At 48.8% G+C, this 18,346-nt stretch carries 17 protein-coding genes; 15 read left to right on the top strand and 2 right to left on the bottom strand.

Features of this window, described 5'->3' with window-relative positions:
• Window positions 1-85 precede the first annotated feature (85 nt).
• The 13 genes from B5F83_RS04455 (at window position 86) to B5F83_RS04395 (ending at window position 15,222) form a co-directional block, all read left to right on the top strand.
• The gene (locus B5F83_RS04455) at window positions 86-1,444 is read left to right on the top strand and encodes a Na(+)-translocating NADH-quinone reductase subunit A (RefSeq protein WP_087277072.1); all 1,359 of its coding nucleotides are present in this window, start codon (window positions 86-88) and stop codon (window positions 1,442-1,444) included.
• Between the two features lie 12 nt (window positions 1,445-1,456).
• Window positions 1,457-2,656: an NADH:ubiquinone reductase (Na(+)-transporting) subunit B gene (locus B5F83_RS04450; RefSeq protein ID WP_087277069.1), complete on the top strand. Its 1,200-nt coding sequence runs from the start codon at window positions 1,457-1,459 to the stop codon at window positions 2,654-2,656.
• A gap of 11 nt (window positions 2,657-2,667) precedes the next feature.
• Window positions 2,668-3,441 carry an NADH:ubiquinone reductase (Na(+)-transporting) subunit C gene (gene nqrC, locus B5F83_RS04445; RefSeq protein ID WP_087277066.1) on the top strand — a complete coding sequence of 258 codons (774 nt, stop codon included), beginning with the start codon at window positions 2,668-2,670 and terminating at the stop codon, window positions 3,439-3,441.
• A 3-nt stretch (window positions 3,442-3,444) separates the two neighbouring features.
• Window positions 3,445-4,068: an NADH:ubiquinone reductase (Na(+)-transporting) subunit D gene (locus B5F83_RS04440; RefSeq protein ID WP_087277063.1), complete on the top strand. Its 624-nt coding sequence runs from the start codon at window positions 3,445-3,447 to the stop codon at window positions 4,066-4,068.
• Window positions 4,069-4,089: 21 nt separating this feature from the next.
• Entirely contained in the window at window positions 4,090-4,698 is a 609-nt protein-coding gene (nqrE, locus tag B5F83_RS04435) for an NADH:ubiquinone reductase (Na(+)-transporting) subunit E (protein WP_087277060.1), read from the top strand.
• A gap of 18 nt (window positions 4,699-4,716) precedes the next feature.
• Complete coding sequence (nqrF, locus tag B5F83_RS04430) at window positions 4,717-5,976, top strand: NADH:ubiquinone reductase (Na(+)-transporting) subunit F (protein WP_087277057.1); 1,260 nt, start codon at window positions 4,717-4,719, stop codon at window positions 5,974-5,976.
• A gap of 447 nt (window positions 5,977-6,423) precedes the next feature.
• Window positions 6,424-6,696: a hypothetical protein gene (locus tag B5F83_RS10530; RefSeq protein ID WP_158094151.1), complete on the top strand. Its 273-nt coding sequence runs from the start codon at window positions 6,424-6,426 to the stop codon at window positions 6,694-6,696.
• Window positions 6,697-7,320: 624 nt separating this feature from the next.
• A complete protein-coding gene (locus tag B5F83_RS04420) occupies window positions 7,321-7,626 on the top strand; it encodes a hypothetical protein (protein ID WP_087325251.1) in 306 nt (101 codons plus the stop codon).
• 82 nt (window positions 7,627-7,708) lie between these two features.
• Window positions 7,709-7,927, top strand: a complete 219-nt coding sequence (locus tag B5F83_RS04415) for a hypothetical protein (RefSeq protein WP_087277051.1) — start codon at window positions 7,709-7,711, stop codon at window positions 7,925-7,927.
• 899 nt (window positions 7,928-8,826) lie between these two features.
• On the top strand, window positions 8,827-10,065 hold the full coding sequence (locus tag B5F83_RS04410) for a DUF3575 domain-containing protein (RefSeq protein WP_239383824.1): 1,239 nt from the start codon (window positions 8,827-8,829) through the stop codon (window positions 10,063-10,065).
• Window positions 10,062-11,003, top strand: coding sequence for a DUF5119 domain-containing protein (locus B5F83_RS04405; protein ID WP_087277045.1), 942 nt, complete (start codon window positions 10,062-10,064; stop codon window positions 11,001-11,003). Before B5F83_RS04410 ends, B5F83_RS04405 begins: the two co-directional genes overlap by 4 nt.
• 29 nt (window positions 11,004-11,032) lie before the next feature.
• A complete protein-coding gene (locus B5F83_RS04400) occupies window positions 11,033-12,256 on the top strand; it encodes a fimbrillin family protein (protein WP_087277042.1) in 1,224 nt (407 codons plus the stop codon).
• Window positions 12,257-12,324: 68 nt separating this feature from the next.
• Window positions 12,325-15,222, top strand: a complete 2,898-nt coding sequence (locus B5F83_RS04395; protein WP_087277039.1) for a fimbrillin family protein — start codon at window positions 12,325-12,327, stop codon at window positions 15,220-15,222.
• Window positions 15,223-15,234: 12 nt separating this feature from the next.
• Here the strand turns inward: B5F83_RS04395 and B5F83_RS10630 are convergent, their stop codons facing one another.
• Both B5F83_RS10630 and B5F83_RS10625 read right to left on the bottom strand, forming a co-directional pair.
• Window positions 15,235-15,411, bottom strand: a complete 177-nt coding sequence (locus B5F83_RS10630) for a LuxR C-terminal-related transcriptional regulator (protein WP_158094150.1) — start codon at window positions 15,409-15,411, stop codon at window positions 15,235-15,237.
• Window positions 15,399-15,728, bottom strand: a complete 330-nt coding sequence (locus B5F83_RS10625; protein ID WP_158094149.1) for a hypothetical protein — start codon at window positions 15,726-15,728, stop codon at window positions 15,399-15,401. Before B5F83_RS10625 ends, B5F83_RS10630 begins: the two co-directional genes overlap by 13 nt.
• Window positions 15,729-15,865: 137 nt before the next feature.
• Between B5F83_RS10625 and B5F83_RS04385 the strand changes: the two genes are divergently transcribed.
• Together B5F83_RS04385 and B5F83_RS04380 are read left to right on the top strand one after the other, a co-directional pair.
• Window positions 15,866-16,255, top strand: coding sequence for a hypothetical protein (locus B5F83_RS04385; RefSeq protein ID WP_143822458.1), 390 nt, complete (start codon window positions 15,866-15,868; stop codon window positions 16,253-16,255).
• On the top strand, window positions 16,230-17,840 hold the full coding sequence (locus B5F83_RS04380) for a BACON domain-containing carbohydrate-binding protein (RefSeq protein WP_087277030.1): 1,611 nt from the start codon (window positions 16,230-16,232) through the stop codon (window positions 17,838-17,840). Before B5F83_RS04385 ends, B5F83_RS04380 begins: the two co-directional genes overlap by 26 nt.
• Window positions 17,841-18,346 lie beyond the last annotated feature (506 nt).

The raw sequence follows: 18,346 nt of genomic DNA, 5'->3' as shown, positions 1-18,346 counted from the left end.
ATAAAATGGAAAATTCGGACGGGCGAATTGAATAATTATTTGTAGATTTGCGCCGCTTTTAGAATCATTAACAACATTAGAAACAATGTCAGACAATATCAATTTGAAAAGAGGCCTCGACATCCCTGTCAAGGGAACCGCAGTCCGACAGCTTAAGAAAGCGATTGTCCCGGATATTGTCGCCTTGAAACCCACGGATTTCAGAGGTTTGATACCTAAGTTGCTCGTGCATGAAGGCGACAGGGTCCTGGCAGGTTCGCCTGTTATGGCTGACAAGGCCGACATGTCCATACTGTTCACTTCGCCGGTGAGCGGAACGGTCAGGGAAATTGTCCGGGGAGAGAAGAGAAAACTTCTCGAAGTACGCATTGAAGCCGACAAGACTGTGGAATACGTCGATTTCGGAGTCAAAGACCCTGGAAAAACGAGCCCGGAGGGAATCAGGAGCGCACTTCTCGAAAGCGGATTATGGCCGGCACTCGTACAAAGGCCATACGGCATCATCGCCAGTCTCCAGACAGCTCCGAAGGCAATCTTCATCTCATCCTTCAGCACCGCCCCTCTCGCTCCGGAAATCCAGTTTTCTCTTCAGGACGAAGCCGAGAACCTTCAGGCGGGCATCGATGCCCTTGCCAGGCTGACGGACGGAGGCGTACACGTCTCTTTCAACAGCAAGGAAACCGGGAACAATCCGTTCAAGGGCCTCAAAAACATTACCACGCACTATTTTTCCGGCCCGCATCCTGCAGGAAACGTCGGCGTGCAGATCCATCACATCTCGCCGATAGCCAAGGGAGAAACCGTATGGACGGTAGCGCCTCACCTGCTCGCGGCCATTGGAAGACTTTTCCGCACGGGCAGGCTCGACCTTCGCCGCAAAGTTGCCGTTACGGGACCTAAGGCCAGCGAGCCTTCCTACGTAGAGGCAGTGGCAGGATTCTGCATGAAGGAAATCGCCGGAATGTATGACGGGAAAGCGGATGAAATCCGTTTCATAAGCGGAGACGTTCTCACCGGCACGAATGTCGGCTCCGAAGGGTTCCTCGGATTTTTCGACGACCAGATAACCCTGCTTGCCGAAGGACATTATCATGAAATGTTCGGTTGGGGAAAGCCTTTCCGCACCAGGAAATTCTCATTCTCCCACACATATTTCTCATGGCTCACACCGGGCAAAAAATATGCGATGGACACCAACCTGAACGGCGGGGTAAGGGCTTTCGTAATGTCTGACGTATATGGAAAAGTGCTTCCTATGCACATTTATCCGGTATATCTCATAAAGGCCTGCATGGCCGGCGACATCGACAAGATGGAACAGTTCGGAATATACGAAGTGCTTCCTGAAGACCTCGCCCTTTGCGAATACGTATGTCCGTCCAAAATCGAAATCCAGTCGGCATTGTCGGACGGAATAGACCTGATGATGAAAGAAATGGCTTAAAGCGTTGATATTATGAGAAAATTCATTGATAAAATCAAACCGTCGTTCGAAAAAGGCGGAAAATTCGGATTCCTCCATTCGACCTTTGAGGCATTCGAGTCGTTCCTCTACGTTCCGGATACGGTAACGAAAAGGGGTTCGCATGTCAGGGACTGCGTTGACCTTAAAAGGATAATGATAATCGTAGTCGTCGCACTCATACCTTCGCTGCTGTTCGGTATCTGGAACACGGGATACCAGCACAGTGCCGCTTTCGGCCTCGACTGGGGCTTCTGGCAGATGGTATGGTACGGAATAGTAAAAATAATCCCGCTTTACCTTGTATCCTACATAGTGGGACTTGCCATCGAGTTCATTTCGGCACAGATCAAGGGACATGAAGTAAACGAAGGCTACCTCGTTTCCGGAATGCTTATCCCGCTGATTGTCCCTGTGGACGTCCCTCTGTGGATGCTCGCGATAGCCGTCGCTTTCGCGGTAATCGTAGGAAAAGAAGTATTCGGAGGCACCGGAATGAACATCTGGAACCCGGCACTTCTCTGCCGCGCATTCCTGTTCTTCTCATATCCGAGCAAAATGTCCGGCGATACTGTATGGACCGGCGGAGTTTCGAGATATCTCAGCGAAGGTACGGCATACGCTGACGGAAACGGCCTCGTAGACTCGTTCTCCGGAGCCACCCCTCTCGTACATGCGACCGAAGGCCTTGACGGGCTGAACGCTGCCGGAGACACGTTCTGGAACATGTTTGCCGGAATCATCCCGGGAGCTGTAGGCGAAACCTCAGTAATAGCAATCCTCATAGGAGCCGTGATACTTATCTGGACAGGAGTGGCAAGCTGGAAGATAATGCTTTCATCCGTTATCGGAGGCCTTGCGATAGGACTTCTCGGCAACGCGTTCGGAACGACTCCGGAAATGACGGTCCCTGCATACTACCAACTCGTGATGGGCGGTTTCATGTTCGGCACAGTATTTATGGCCACCGACCCTGTGACATCGGCACAGACCGAAACAGGCAAATGGATTTACGGTTTCCTTGTCGGAGCCCTTACCGTCACTGTCAGACTCTTCAACCCGGGATATGTGGAAGGAATGATGCTCGCGATACTTCTCATGAACACATTCGCTCCTCTTATCGACCATTATGTGGTATCCGCTTCGATAAGCAGAAGGGCCAAGAAAATTTCCAAGAAAGTAAAAATCGCTTAATATTTTAAGGTATGAACACAAACGGTAACACATATACGGTAATATATTCAGCGGTTCTCGTCATCCTCGTGGCTGCCATCCTCGCATACGTGTCGCTGGCACTCCAGCCACGTCAGAACGACAACATAAGGGTGGAAACGATGAGTAAGATACTGACCGCGGCAGGCCTGTACAATGCAGAGGAAGCCGAAGCGGCGGCGGACATCAACAAATTCACCATTGCGCTTTACAATGACAACCTCCAGGCCGCCATCTACGTTAACGGGAACGGCGAAAAAACAGGCGACATGAAAGAGGTCGCGGGCACGTCTGAACTGAAGGCACAATACGACATCATGAAGAAAATCGGGGACGGCACGGATGAAAGCCTCAAAGCCGGCCTCAGACTTCCGGTGTATATCTTTAATGTAAACGGACAGACCATCAGGGTCGTACCTTGCTACGGAGCAGGGCTCTGGGGCCCGATTTGGGGATATCTCGCCTTTACGGAGGACATGAACACCCTTGACGGTGCGGTGTTCGACCACAAGGGAGAAACTCCAGGACTCGGCGCCGAGATTGCCTTGCCTAAGTTCTACGACCAGTTCGGAGGAAAACAGATTCTCGATGAAAACGGGAATTTCGTGTCGGTTTCAGTCGTCAAGGGCGGCGCGAAAGGCGACATCCACGGAGTGGACGCAATCAGCGGCGGCACGATAACATCGAAGGCTCTGGAAACTACCATGCGTACATGGCTGTCCTTCTACAGGCCTTATTTTACCAACGTAATCAATGGGGAGGAATAAAAAATGAGCAATACTAACTGGAAAGATGTGATACTGACCCCTATTTTCAAGGGCAATCCGGTAACCGTGCTCGTACTCGGAATCTGCTCGTCACTGGCAGTTACGGTACAGCTCAAAGGAGCGCTCGTCATGGGGCTTTCCGTGATGATAGTCACAGGACTTTCGAGCTTCGTCGTTTCCCTGATGAGGAACAGTATTCCTAACCGTATCAGGATTATCGTCCAGCTTGTCGTAGTATCCCTCATGGTAATACTCGTAGACCAGTTCCTCAAGGCATATTCATACGGTGTCAGCAAGACCCTGTCGGTATATGTCGGACTTATCATTACCAACTGTATCGTCATGGGACGTATTGAAGCGTATGCCCTCGGCAACAAGCCGCTTCCTTCACTCCTCGACGGACTTGCAAACGGTGCCGGATATGCAATGATACTCATCATCGTGGCTTTCGTCCGCGAGCTTTTCGGCTCGGGAACGCTGTTCGGAATAAAAATCATTCCGGAATCGTTCTACGCGGCAGGCTACATGAACAACGGACTTACCATCCTGCCTCCTATGGCACTGATAATCTTAGGTCTCATCATCTGGGTACAGAGAAGCATACAGAAAGATTTACAGGAAAAATAACAACAATAAACTCGAATCGAAATGGATTACATAAGCTTGTTCGTAAGGTCGATTTTCATCGACAACATGATATTCGCCTACTTCCTGGGCATGTGCTCGTATCTGGCGGTATCCAAAAGCGTGAAGACAGCTACCGGTTTGGGAATTGCTGTTATATTCGTGCTTCTCATAACATTGCCTATCAACTACCTCCTCAATGAGTTCGTCCTCAAACCAGGCGCACTTTCGTGGGCAGGGCTCGGCGATATCGACCTGAGCTTCCTCAGTTTCATCGTATATATCGCCGTCATAGCGGCAATCACCCAGATTGTGGAAATGGTAGTGGAGAAATTCGCACCCGCGCTCTATTCGCAACTCGGAATTTTCCTGCCGCTGATAGCCGTAAACTGCGCGATACTCGGAGCATCTCTTTTCATGGCCGAGAGGGATTTCGTAAACCTTGGCGAGGCCACCGTATACGCCCTCGGTTCCGGAATAGGCTGGTTCCTTGCAATCGTGACCTTCGCCGCAATCAGGGAAAAGATGGCTTACTCGCAGGTACCAAAAGGCCTGAAAGGGCTCGGCATCGCGTTCATAACGGTAGGACTCATGGCTATTTCATTCATGACATTCATGGGTATTCAACTTTAAACTCGGAGGCAAGAGACTATGTTTACAACACTTATATCGGCGGTTATCGCCATTACGATAGTAACGCTCGTCCTTGTAGCTGTACTGTTGTTCATCAAAGTAAAACTGACCCCGTCGGGGAAGGTCAAAATAGACATCAACAACGGTAAGAAAGAGATTGAAGTAAATCCTGGGGCATCGCTTCTCGCCACCCTGGCCGATCAGAAGATTTTCCTGTCCTCGGCCTGCGGCGGAAAAGGAAGCTGCGGACAGTGCAAATGCCGTGTTCTTGAAGGCGGCGGCACAATACTCCCGACGGAAACCGGCTTCTTCAACAGGAAGCAGATTGCCGACCACTGGAGACTTGGCTGCCAGGTGAAAGTCAAGGAAGACCTGAAAATAGTCATTTCCGAGTCCGCCCTCAGCGTAAAGAAATGGGAATGCGAAGTCGTTTCCAACCGCAATGTGGCTACCTTCATAAAAGAATTCGTTGTCAAACTCCCTGAAGGAGAGCACCTGCACTTCAAATCCGGCGGATATATCCAGGTGGACGTTCCGGCCATTACCGTGGACTACAAGGATATAGACGTGGATCCGGAATACAGGGCCGATTGGGAAAAGATGGGAGTATTCGATTTGAAGATGGTTAACCCTACCCCTACCCTAAGGGCTTACAGTATGGCCTGCTATCCGGCCGAGGGCGACATCATCAAACTGAATGTCCGCATAGCAACCCCTCCTATCGACAGGGCTACGAAGAAATTCCTGCCTGTGAACCCTGGCGTATGCTCGTCATACATCTATTCGTTGAAACCGGGCGACAAGGTAACGATATCCGGCCCTTACGGAGAGTTCTTCCTTCCGGAGAACCTGCCGGCAGACCAGGAGCTCATCTTCATCGGCGGAGGTGCAGGAATGGCTCCTATGCGCAGCCACATCATGCATCTTTTCAAGACGGAAAAGACAACGAGGAAAGTCAATTTCTTCTACGGCGCGCGTAGCCTGAAGGAAGCATTCTATCTTGAAGACTATCATGAAATAGAAAGGGAATTCCCTAACTTCAAGTTCCATCTGGCCCTCGACAGGCCGGATCCAGAGGCTGATGCCGCTGGAGTGGCATATACTCCGGGATTCGTACACAATGTACTGTATGAGACTTATCTGAAAAACCACGAAGCACCGGAAGATGCTTTGTACCTTATGTGCGGTCCTCCTATGATGACCAAATCCGTACTGGATCTGCTCGATTCGCTCGGAGTGCCTAAGGAAAGCATACTCTTCGACGACTTCGGAGGTTGATTTTCGGAGGGTTGATTTTTCGAGGATTGATTTTCGAGGATTGATTTTTCGGAGATAGCTTTTCGGGAGTTGATTTTTCTGAAACAGCATTTTTTGAAATAGTGTTTCGGAAACAACGTTTAGAAACAGTTTTTGGAAACTGCATTTCGGAAATAGCTTCTTTGAGACAGTTTTTCTGAGACAGTTTTTCTGAGACAGTTTTTCTGAGACAGTTTTTCTGAGACAGTTTTTCTGAGACAGTTTTTCTGAAACAACATTTCTGAAACAGTTTTCGAAACAGCATCTCGGAAACAGAATACAAAAGAGGAGTCCGTTCCAAAAGTCATTTTGGAGCGGCTTCTTTTTTTGCTTTTTTAGAAACCGCTTGAAATTGATGTAGTTTGAAATTTATCGATTGACATGTAAGGCTTAGAGATACCGCTCACCAGAGAAGTGAAAGTTTTCCATGTGATTTTGGAACTGGCGGTGCATGGCGATTTTGAATATATTGATAATCAGTTTGTTAGTAAAGCGGGCGCACATTTCGGACGTTTAAAACTTTCGAAATGTGCACTTTCGTTTTTTAGTGTATTGATATTCAGCTCATTGCAAAAGTGCCTGCACCGGGCCTTCCGCTACGTTTACTTATCAGCCGAAGAAGCCGGGAAAGTGAACCGTATTTCAACAAATTTTTCGGGTACTCTTTCCCGCCATTTTTCGTTGTTTGTTTCCGGAAAGTGAACCAAATTTCCACGAATTCGTGGCACTTTCCCCCAGCCGCATTCCAGTACAACGGACATACATTGTTCCTAACGCTATTTCACATTCGTCCTTTGGGGGAAAGTGAACCAATTTACCACGAATCTGTGGCACTTTCCCCAGCTACATTCCAGTACAACGGACATACATTGCTCATAACGCTATTTCTCATTCAACCTTTGGGGGAAAGTGAACCAAATCCCCACGAATCAGTGGCACTTTCCCCCAGCCATATTCCAGTACAACGGACATACATTGTTCTTAACGCTATTTCTCATCCGGCCTTTGGGGGAAAGTGAACCAAATTCCTGCAAATTCACGGCACTTTCCCCTATGGTCCATACACTACAGGGCACTACTGGTGCCCTACACAGGGGGAGTGAACCCCGTAATTGAAATTTATCCGCTTGAAATTCGCCACTCTTGAGCATGACGGCATTGGGCCCGTTACATTCAAGCTCATTGTATTTCAAGCTCGCCGCATTCAAGCCCGTTGCATTCAGAACCGCTACATCAGCCCAGTCACAGTTCACAGTCATAGTTCACAGTTCACACAACAACATATCACATTTCGCATTTATCAAAAATTTCGTAAATTTGTTGTCCATGAAACGCTACCTGACAATATCTCTGCTGTACACTTTGGCGCTGATGGCACTACCAGCCCATGCTGCAATGGACGAAGCGGCAACGGATTCCATTGCCGAACTATCCAGAATAAACGGGGCTGACATTGCATTATACCAGATTTATCACGAAAACAAAGAGAAAGACAGGGATAAAGCCGCCGATTATGCACAGCTTTTCCTAGCAGGCCTCGACTCCAATACAGCAAACGTCTACATTGCACATGTGTGCGACTGGCTCGGGGATTACTATGAAATGGACAGATTCTTTTCAGCAAGGCCATAGAATGGAGGGAAAACGCCCTGAAGCAATATGAGGATTTGGGCGATGTCTACAAGAAGGCAATTTCAGACTCGAAAGAGACCTCATGAGAAAGGCTCTCACCAACAACGGCATGCCTCCTGACTGGGCCGACGAAACGCCGGAAATGAAAATCATCATCGACGAATTGTGCGATCCTTCAGGCTGGCACATCGAATCCAGGACCTTGGACGAAACCGGATTGTCGGAACTGACCCTGACAAAGGCCACAGACCCGGAAAAAAGACTTTACCACAGCTGCATACCAGAAGATTTCTTCAATTGAATGACTCGCTTATTTAAAACATAACAAATCCCTTTGCGCCGGAAAAGTTCACCAATACCTTTTCCGGCGTATTTTTCCGGAACTACAAACATATTGACTCAATCGGGATGAGGGAGAGTTCTTCCTTCGGGAGAACATGCCGGCAGACCAAGATCTTTATTCATCGGCGGACGTGCCGGAATAGCTCCTGCGCGCAGCCACATCACGTATCTTTTGAATATTCTCCTATCGCTATTCCTCATCCGTCCTTTGGGGGAAAGTGAACCATTTTGCCGGGAATTCGAGGCACTTTCCCGCCGGAAATGTTGATTTTACCGCCATTTTCGCCATTTTTTCCGGGGAAAGTGAACCATTTTGCCGGGAATCCGTGGCACTTTCCCCCGTAATTCAGAAAAAATAGGATGAAAAGCGGATGAAGGACGAATGATGGACGAATGAAGAACGGAGGAGGACGAATGAAGGCAGATATATGGCAGATATATGACACAGCTAAATTTTTTAATCGGATAGATTTTCTGCACTGGTGAATTTTTCTGTCGGCTAAATTGGAAAAAGCCAGGTATATTTGGAAAAAACCAGGCTAAATTTGGGAAAGCCGGCTAAACTTAGAAAACGAAGTAGACTTGAAAGTAAACTTGGAAAACAAAATGGATTTGGAAAAGCCAACGAGTAATTTGAAAAGCCAGGTAATTTTCAGCCATTTATCCAGCCGTTTTTTTTTAACGTTTCTTCAGACGTTTTTTTGGTAAAATATAAAAAAATATGTATTTTTGCGGCAAATTCATTTGGACAATTTTATTTGCAAATGGCGTAAAACTAACTACAACACAATATAAATCAAACAGTTATGTTACGTTTTAGTCATATAAGGGGGGGGGGGGAAATCTTTAATTTCCCTTTTGTTTACCTTATTGACATGTTCTCTTTCTCACGGTCAAGAGGTTGAGGACTCCGTAAAAATATTTTTCAGACAAGGGTATTCCGTTCTGGACCTTTCCATCGGAGACAACAGGAATTCCATAAAGAGGATAGCCGATAGCCTGCAATTGGGTTACAGCGACTCGATATACGTACTGACACGGATACACGTGACAGGGGGAGCATCTCCGGAAGGTACGATTCCTTTGAACAAGCGGCTTTCCGAGAAACGCGCAAAGGTAATTTTCGAATACCTTTCAAAATTCGGGGAACTTCCCGATTCCCTTACGACTTTCAACTTCATCGGACGGGACTGGTGGGGCCTGATTGAACTGGTTGAAGCCGACATGAACGTCCCATACAGGGAAGAAACCCTTGAATATCTCAGGGACATCGCCGACCGCTCGCTGGGAGGGGAAAGGTTGGAAGACAACAACGTAGGAAGACTTTCCAGATTCAAGGGAGGAGAGCCTTACCGCTATATGTACCGGAACCTCTTTCCAGAACTGCGTGCTTCCAGCGTACACCTATACTACAAAAAGATGCGGAACCCCATAGCATTGCCCCTGTTTTCGGGGATTGCCGCAGCACGTCCATCCGCACCTTCCGGGGCCATAAAGAACAGGACTCCGGCGCCAGTCATTTATAAAAAGCCGTTTTACATGGGCATAAAGAGCAACCTGCTTTACGACTTGCTGCTCGTACCGAATATCGGTGCGGAATTCTATCTCGGCAAGAACTGGAGCATCGCCGGAGACTGGATGTACGGATGGTGGAAAAACGACAATGCGCACTGGTACTGGCGCATATACGGAGGAGGGCTGTCCGTCCGGAAATGGTTCGGAAAGGCGGCCAATGAAAAACCCCTTACCGGACACCACATAGGCGTATACGGGCAAGTCATGACCTACGACTTCGAAGTCGGGGGGCTCGGACAGATGGGAGGCGAGCCGGGAGGAAGCCTCTTCGACAGGGCAAACTACGGTGCCGGAATAGAATACGGCTATTCCCTCCCGGTCGCAAGGCGCCTTAACATCGATTTTTCAGCTTGCGTAGGATTTTTCGGGGGACTTTACTACGAATACCTGCCGATGGACAACTGCTACGTATGGCAGGCTACAAAAAAACGGTTCTACATAGGCCCTACGAAAATCGAAATATCCCTTGTATGGCTGTTGGGACACGAGAATTATAACAGAGACAAAGGAGGCAGGAAATGAAAAAGTCAATCTTGATTATTGCAGCCCTGGCACTTCTCTCTTCCTGCATCCATAAGGAACTGTGCTTCCAGCATCCGCACGTAATACCGCTGGAAATACAATTCGACTGGAAAGACGCTCCGGATGCATCTCCGGACGGGATGTGCGTATATTTTTATCCGGTCCAGGGGAACGGAGGCCAGCGTTTCGACTTCAAGGACATCTCCGGAGGCGAAATCGAACTGCGGGCAGGAACGTACAGCGTGCTTTGCTACAACAACGACACGGAAATAGTACAGTTCTACAACTCCAATGACTTCGACAGCCACGGGGTCTATACGAGGGAAGGAAGCGTACTCGAACCGATATACGGAAACACGGCAAGTTACGCCCCGAGGGCCGAGGGTACCGAAGATGAGCGGGTAGTCATCTGCCCCGACATGATGTGGGGCTGTTCAGTTACCGAAATAACCGTGACGGACGATACCGAAATCATAACGCTGTATCCGCACGAACTCGTCTGCACCTACACTTACGAAGTGCGCAATGTAAAGAACATCGCCCACCTGTCCCAGATGAGCGGTACCATTTCCGGAATGGCCGGCACCCTTACCTTCAGCACGGAAGAAATCGGCACCGAACCGGTAACCCTGCCTTTCGGGGCGCAGTCCGACGGGCAGTCGACCATAACGGGGCAGTTCTACACATTCGGACATCATACCGACAATCCGGACCCGCACCGCATGGCATTCTATGCAGTGATGGACAACGGGGCAAAATACTGTTTCAAGGCCGGCGACAGGCTGGACGTGACCGAACAGGTACACAACGCCCCGGATTTCAGACACGTACACATAATCATCGACGGTCTCGACCTTCCGGAACCGATTGAAGGCGGAAGCGGCTACGACCCTGCCGTGGATGACTGGGTAGTCATTGAAGAAGAAATAATTTTATAGTTTTAGTTCAATCTTTTATTTATAAAAAAATGAAAAAAATCTTATTTGTCAGCGCAGGAGTGCTTCTTTTATTAGCATCCTGCTCAAAAAGCGAAACAGTCGATGTCAACAGGGACGGAGACGAAATTTCATTCAACATTGTTGCCAACAACGCCACAAAGGCAGCGGACATCTATTGCAACAACAACCTGCCTTCACAGTTCAGCGTTTACGCAATGAGCGAAGGCAAGACCTACATTGACGGAGACCTGATAGTGAACAAAGGCGAAAACTCCTGGGAAAACCAGAGCGGCACTCGTTTCTGGCCTGATGCTCCGGTAGATTTCTACGCACACGTCAATGCCGGGAATTATTTCAAATGGACCCCTGCTTCGGAAGACGGGACCGCACCTGCTTCCATAGTGGATTTCGAAGTCCCTACGGATGTCACTGCACAGAACGACCTGCTTTATGCGGTAAAGAAGAACCAGAGCAAGGCTGTCAATGCTGAAAGCCAGTCTCCTGTAGAACTGAACTTCCGCCACGCACTTTCGCAGATTGTCTTCAATGCGAAGAACACCAATGCCAACCTTTATGTTGAGATTTCGGGCGTAAGAATCATGAATGTCGGAAATGTAAACACTTTCGCATTCCCTACGGCGGACACCGACAACAACATCGCCGATGCCGACCATGACGGCTCCCTTTCATATACAATAAACTATGAAGACGGTTCATGGGGAAAATGGGACGGCCTGACCGGAGGTTCCGCAATATATCCTGTCGAATTGGGTGACAACATAGTAGTAGAAGGGAACAATGCGCTTGTAGACCTCACTACCAATGCCACTGTCAATAATGAATATAACGGAAAGGCCCTGCTCCTGCTTCCTCAGGCAACCACTGCATGGAATCCTGAAACGGTAGCGAATCCGGGCTACGAAGGAAACGAAAGCAACGGTACATATTTCCTCGTAAACTGCACCATATACAATGTCAGCGGAGAATCCTTCGATGAAAGCGTGGACGTACCTCTTTGGGGCACCGTTACGGAACACAAGGAAGTAGCCATCCCTGCTGCATTCAATTGGGAACAGGGCAAGAAATACACCTACACCTTCGTATTCGGCAAGGGCGGCGGATACAATCCTGACCCTGACGACCCTCAACCGGAACCAGTACTTGTGCCGATTACATTTGAAGTGACGGTAGACGACTTCGTAGAAGTTCCATCCACCGACATAGATGCCGAAGTACCAGAATCCGGCAACTAACAAACAGGCGTTCATGAATAACAGGCCGGGCGGGGTTGAATGTCCCCACCCGGTCACAAAGTAAAATTATGAGATTAAAGGAGAAGCATATCATGTCAGGCAACAGCGCATTCACGGCCTTGGGCATAATGGCCGTGGCGATACTGGCCGTAATGTCCTGCTCGAAGGAAAGGCTGATAGACGGCAGGAAGGCGGACGGCAATTCCATAAGCTTCGGGGTATCGGCCATCCCGGTTGAAGAAAATGTCGGCAGACAGCAGCCTGCCGAGGACTCTCCTTTGACCGTAGTCGGTGAAGACGGGAAAGATACCCTCTATCTCCATCCAAACATAAAAACCAATCTATCGGCCATAAAGGGGCAACAGGCCGAAACCAAAGGCGTACCAATCAACAGTAAGAATTTCGGAAGCAATTACAGCGATTTCGGAGTCATGGCATATCTCTCCGGAAGCGACGGCATATACATGGACAATGACAGAATCGGGAACAATTCCGGCACTGTCTGGTCATCGAGCGAAGGAGACCGTTTCTGGCCCGAAGACGGAACCCCTCTCGATTTTTACGCATACGCCCCATACACTTACCGCAATCAGGCCGTTTTTTCCGGAAACCAGGCAATTGCCCGTGACGACGATGGCAATATTAAATTCTCCTATTCCGTGCCTGTATCCGGAGACGGCCATGATGCGGAAATCCAACCGGACATCATGTTCGCCTACACCCCGGATTTTTCCCGTTCCGATGCAGGCAATGAGATTAACGGGACGGTCCCGCTCCGTTTCCAGCATGCCCTTTCGGGAATCAGGTTCGTGGTCAAGGATGTAAACAAATGCACCATCAGAAAAATCGCCCTTAAAAACCTGTACAAAGCCGGAAGCTGCACCTATACCGTCGACAAAACCGGAGGAGGGGGCGCGTTCGCGTGGACCCACGAAGGAGAACTGACCGATTTTTCGCAGATATTCGATGTTACGGTGGAAAACAATACCGGAACGAGCACACAGCCGGTAAGTTCCGACGAGACTACTTTCATGATGATACCCCAGGATATCAGCGGCGCTAAAATAGAGATTGTACTCGAAATCGACGGCACCGAATACCTGTTGGAAGGCCCGCTGTACAATCCGGCCCATAAATCAGCCGCAGGAGACGAAGACCTGAGCACCTGGGATGCAGGGAAAATTTACACATACGAGATTTCCACCGACTCCGTCAACTGGGTATATGTTTTCGAGATAACCTCCGAAGGCAACGGGTCCGTGCAGGACGGGACACCGCTCATAACACTGTCGCTCGGAAATACCGAGGGAAATTATTATGTAACGAGCTACCGTTACCGAAGGACCGACCCGAGCATTACCGAAAATATCGGCTGGACGGCGGAGTGGAACAGCGGAACGGAAACCGATGAAATGTACAATACTTCAGAGTCCGTCTCATACGAAGAAGCTGTCACGGCCTTTACAGGAAGCGGCAGCGGGGGAACCGAATCCGCCCGCGACAAAGGCACTGTAGGAGTCACGAAAAACACGATGAAGACGAATTATCCGGGAGACGAGATACTGATGTCGAGCGAGCCGAAAGGAAGTCCCGACAATCCTTACGACCTTTCCACGCATGACGAATCCGGCAACACGATAGCCCGGACGACCGCCAACTGCTATGTCGTGAACGCCCCGGGGACCTACAAGCTGCCATTGGTTTACGGAAACGCGATAAAGAACGGGGCTGTCAATTACAGTTCATGGAACTCTGACTTCAAGGATTATGTCGGAAACCAGATATCGGGACCTTACATTTCAGGAACTCCGCATGACTGCGTATTGGTATGGAGCGACGGCTTCTTCATGTTCAAGGACATACATCTCGACACAAAAAGCGCCGACGGCCCTTATCTCGTATTTTCAATCGACAGGAATTTCCTTCAGCAGGCCAACGGGGTGGTCGCCGTCCGGGACAATCAGGGTAGAATCATGTGGAGCTGGCATATTTGGGTCACCGAACGCAATATCTACACTGAAAACATACACAATCTGTACGATTACAAAGACGGCTCGTCACGGATTTACCGGATGATGCAATGCAACCTCGGCTGGGTGGACGGAAAGATAGTCTATTATAACGGGAAGGATCTGGAATTCGACTTCTACCAGTCAGGCTCGGGCAAGACGGGTAAACTCAAGGTAAGACAGACCGGCTACGAATTCAACTACAAGGACGTAGGCTCAACTTATTATCAGTGGGGCCGCAAAGACCCGCTTGTCGCCTTGAGGAACTGGGAAAATGTCGGATATGCCGATTACAGGCTCCATGAGACGGGGGAAGACAGTTATGGATACAGATACGTGGAAGGAAGGGTTTCCATCGGTACGGCAATACAGAATCCGAACGTCTTCTATCCGCGCCGCTCAGGCGACGGTCACGGCGACTGGCTTGACAGCGATCCCGTACCGACCCTGTGGGACACTTCTGGCGGAACCGGCATGGACAAGACTACATCCACCAAGACGATATACGATCCTTCACCGCGGGGATTCAAAGTCCCGGTTGCAAGGGCCTTTGCGGTGCTGGTAAACGGGAATACCGGCGACGGAAGCAATGCAGACAATATCGGCACGTTCAACGGGAAATCGCAGGGCGAAGTCCCTAACAACCCTCTGAACAACCAATATATAGGCTATCCCCAGCCGGGCATGGAAGGAGACCCGATTCCCATGACGGCGACCGGCCAGAGATCCGACCGCCAGGGGCTGCTTGAGAGATACGAAGAGGACGGCGCCAAGGCAGACCTCGGAGGACTTTGGGCCATGTACGGAGTCTATTACTGGTCATGCATAGACAGAGGGACATCAGCATATACCCTCGTAATCCGCAAAGATTATCCGAGAGGAATAGAAGTGTATTCATTCGGATTCACCGGTACTAAGACTATGGCACGCCCGGTGCGCCCGATAATCGACGAATAACGGGAGGCGCCGTCACAGCAGTTTGTGTATCATCGCCATAGTAAAGGCCTCATGGATGTTCTGCACGCCGAATTTGGCGATTACCGATTTGCGATAGCCGTTGATGGTATCCACCGACTTGTTCATTACACGTGACATCATGTCGCTCGTCATGCCGCTGCTTATATACAGCATCGTCAGTTTTTCCATTTGGGACAGCCGGATTTCCGAAAGATGCTCCAGCAGTTTTCCGTCTTGTTGTAGACCCAGCGTTTGCCCTGCTTCACGTTCCGCAGCACCAGCATGACCCTGTTGCAGCCCTTGCATTTTATCGTATAATTGAAGGATACCGAATAATCCTTCTTGTCCCCTACCGGCAGCCTTGAATAAAAATCGTCCATGAAAACGACGGCCTTCTTCAACGCCTCCCTTTCTTCCTCGACACAGGTCTCCAAAAGGAATCTCCAGCCGTTCTTACCGATATCCTCCGGCGTATAACCTCCGATGAATTCCTTCGTATCGCTCATATACAAAAATCTGTCACTGTAATAGTCCAATACGTGACGGAACTTTGTTGCAAATATAAATTTGCCATCGAAAATTAGTTTGAATTTTTAATTTTTTCAATTAAAAAAATATCAAATTTTAACTAAATTTTTAATTTATGAAACGTTTTACACTATTTGGCGCGGTTCTTACCGCAGCGGTTGCAGTTTTGGCAGGATGTAATCCGGTCGAAAACCCTACACCGAAATTTTCGTCTGGCATGGACGGGGACCTGCGTGTTCCGGCAGGCGAAAGCAAAGGGGAAATAAACTATGTTTTGGAAAATGCGGCTGAAGACGGCTTCGTCGAGGCCAAGTCCAATCTTGACGGTGAGGAAATATGGATTACGGATTTCGATTACTCTCAGGACGGGACTGTGGCCTTCAATATAGCGGCAAATGGTGAAGAGCAGGAACGTGAGGCCGTGGTTAACCCTCACCTATTCATATTCGGGTGGAAAAGACCAGAGCTTTGCTGTAAAAGTGATACAGGCTGCAAAGGGTGCTGATCCTGTACTGACACTGACAAGCGAGGCTGAAATCAATGCCGATGAAGAAGGCGGCGACTACGAAATAACCTTCACTTTGGAAAATCCTACGGAAGACGGTGAACTGAAAGCCGAGAGCGACGAATGGATTACGACTGTCGTGGAAGAGGCGAAAGTAGCCGTATCGATAGATCCTAACGAGAAAGAAGAAGCCCGTGAAGGCAAGGTTACCGTAACATATAACTGGGCAGGCGGAGAACCTCTCCACTTCGATGTTATCGTAAAACAGCCGGCAAAAGGCGGGAATTATCCTAACGCATTCAACATTGAAGTACCTGAAGATCAAATCACGGCCACATCGGCAATGGTACGTTCAAGCTGCAATTATTCCGAACTTACCTGGACCTCACAAATCATGTCCCAGGAACAGCTCGATACATATTGCGGTGGCGACAAGGAGAACATGAAGGAGTATTTCCTCGAACTTCTTGAAGAAAAACTCGCCGACACCGGCATACCTCCGGAAATAGCGCTGCCTCTCTTACTGTATCCTGGAGACAAAGTGGACGAATTCACATATTCCGTAACTCCGGAAACGCACTTCCTTACCTTTGCCGTTGCAATGGATTACGAAATGAATTATACCACAGATTTCTATTGGGGCCCTGAAATCACCACTCCTGAAAACACAGATCCGGAACCGGGCGGACTTACTTTCGAAATCGTTGTCGAGCCTAAAAAGACAAGCGCAATAATGAGCGTCTATCCGTCAGACAAGTCGGCAAAATATCTCGCTACTGCCATTGATGAATCATTCTTCACATCAGGACTGACCGATGAAGAAATAATGAGCGAAATCATATCGCAGATGAGCTTCCTCATACTGTTCATGCTCGACCAGGGCGATGTGGTAGGAACCGAGGTTACGGGCATGATTCCTGGAATGAACTACTACGCAGTGGCATTCGGAGTGGATACGGGAACCTATTCGTACAGTTCCGCTCTGGCAAAAGAGCCATTCACTACCCTGCCGAGCGAAGATACCGATGCATACGTAACGGGCAGCGCCGACAATTACTGGGACATCAATGACCTGATTGCATACAATCCGGAATATGAATCCATCATGCACAATGAAAGCACTCCTGTCCTGGTGGCCATAGATTTCGAATACAACGAAACCGCTACAGGATGCTACTATGCACTCTTCGTAGGAGACGTGACACAGTACGGAGACCAGGAAGAGCTCTATACACAGACACTTCTCGCACAGAAGACAGCCAAGAAGGGAGATGCTGCCCCTATGTTCTACCAGGCATTCGGCCAGATGAGCACCCTCGTTACAATTGCCAAGGATGCGAATGACAACCTCGGTGAAATGTACACCCACCTCATAACATTGACCGAAGACGGAAAATCCACAAACTACGCTCTGTTCGACGAGTACTACAATGCAACCATGAACCAGTCCGCCGCTTCGGTAGCATCCGAGGGTAACAGCCTTATCATGGTACCTTCAGAGTTCATCGTATGCGATGACAAAGAGCGTGAAGTCCTCACATACGACGGGAAACTGAACCTGAGATTAGACAACAGAAAAATGTAAGCTCATAGCTGTCAATAAATAAATTACGTTTCAAACCGGAAGGGTGTGCATTACCGGACCTCGGCTGCACACCCTTCTTTCTTGTTTTCCTGTCTTCCTTGTTTTCTTGTCTTTCTTGTTTTCTGTCTTGTTTTCTTTCCTTTCTTGTTTCCAGTTTTCCTTTTTTCCTGTTTTCCAGCACGGTTTCATTGGGTGCCGGAACTAATCGAAGCCGCTTGGGCGGTGACGGAACCTTATTTTTTGCAAAGTAGGGAACATGAAAATTTTAATGGACCTGCGGATAATTTTGGTAAAACCGGGAACAGGTCAATTTTGGCTATATTTATGTAATTTATTGATTTGCAATATTTTATGTAAGTGCAACAAATTATCCTTATTCCGAGCGGCATCCACGTGGACATCGCCGGGAACAAGGATTTTTATAGACTTCTGGTAATGTATTGACACATTGCCAATTACAAGCGATGCTGTTAAGTCGGGGCGTTCCCGGTCTTACACTATTCTCG

This window comes from Muribaculum sp. An289, from assembly GCF_002159555.1.
GTDB lineage: Bacteria > Bacteroidota > Bacteroidia > Bacteroidales > UBA932 > Merdivivens > Merdivivens faecigallinarum.
This window is presented reverse-complemented; position numbering and strand designations above follow the sequence as displayed.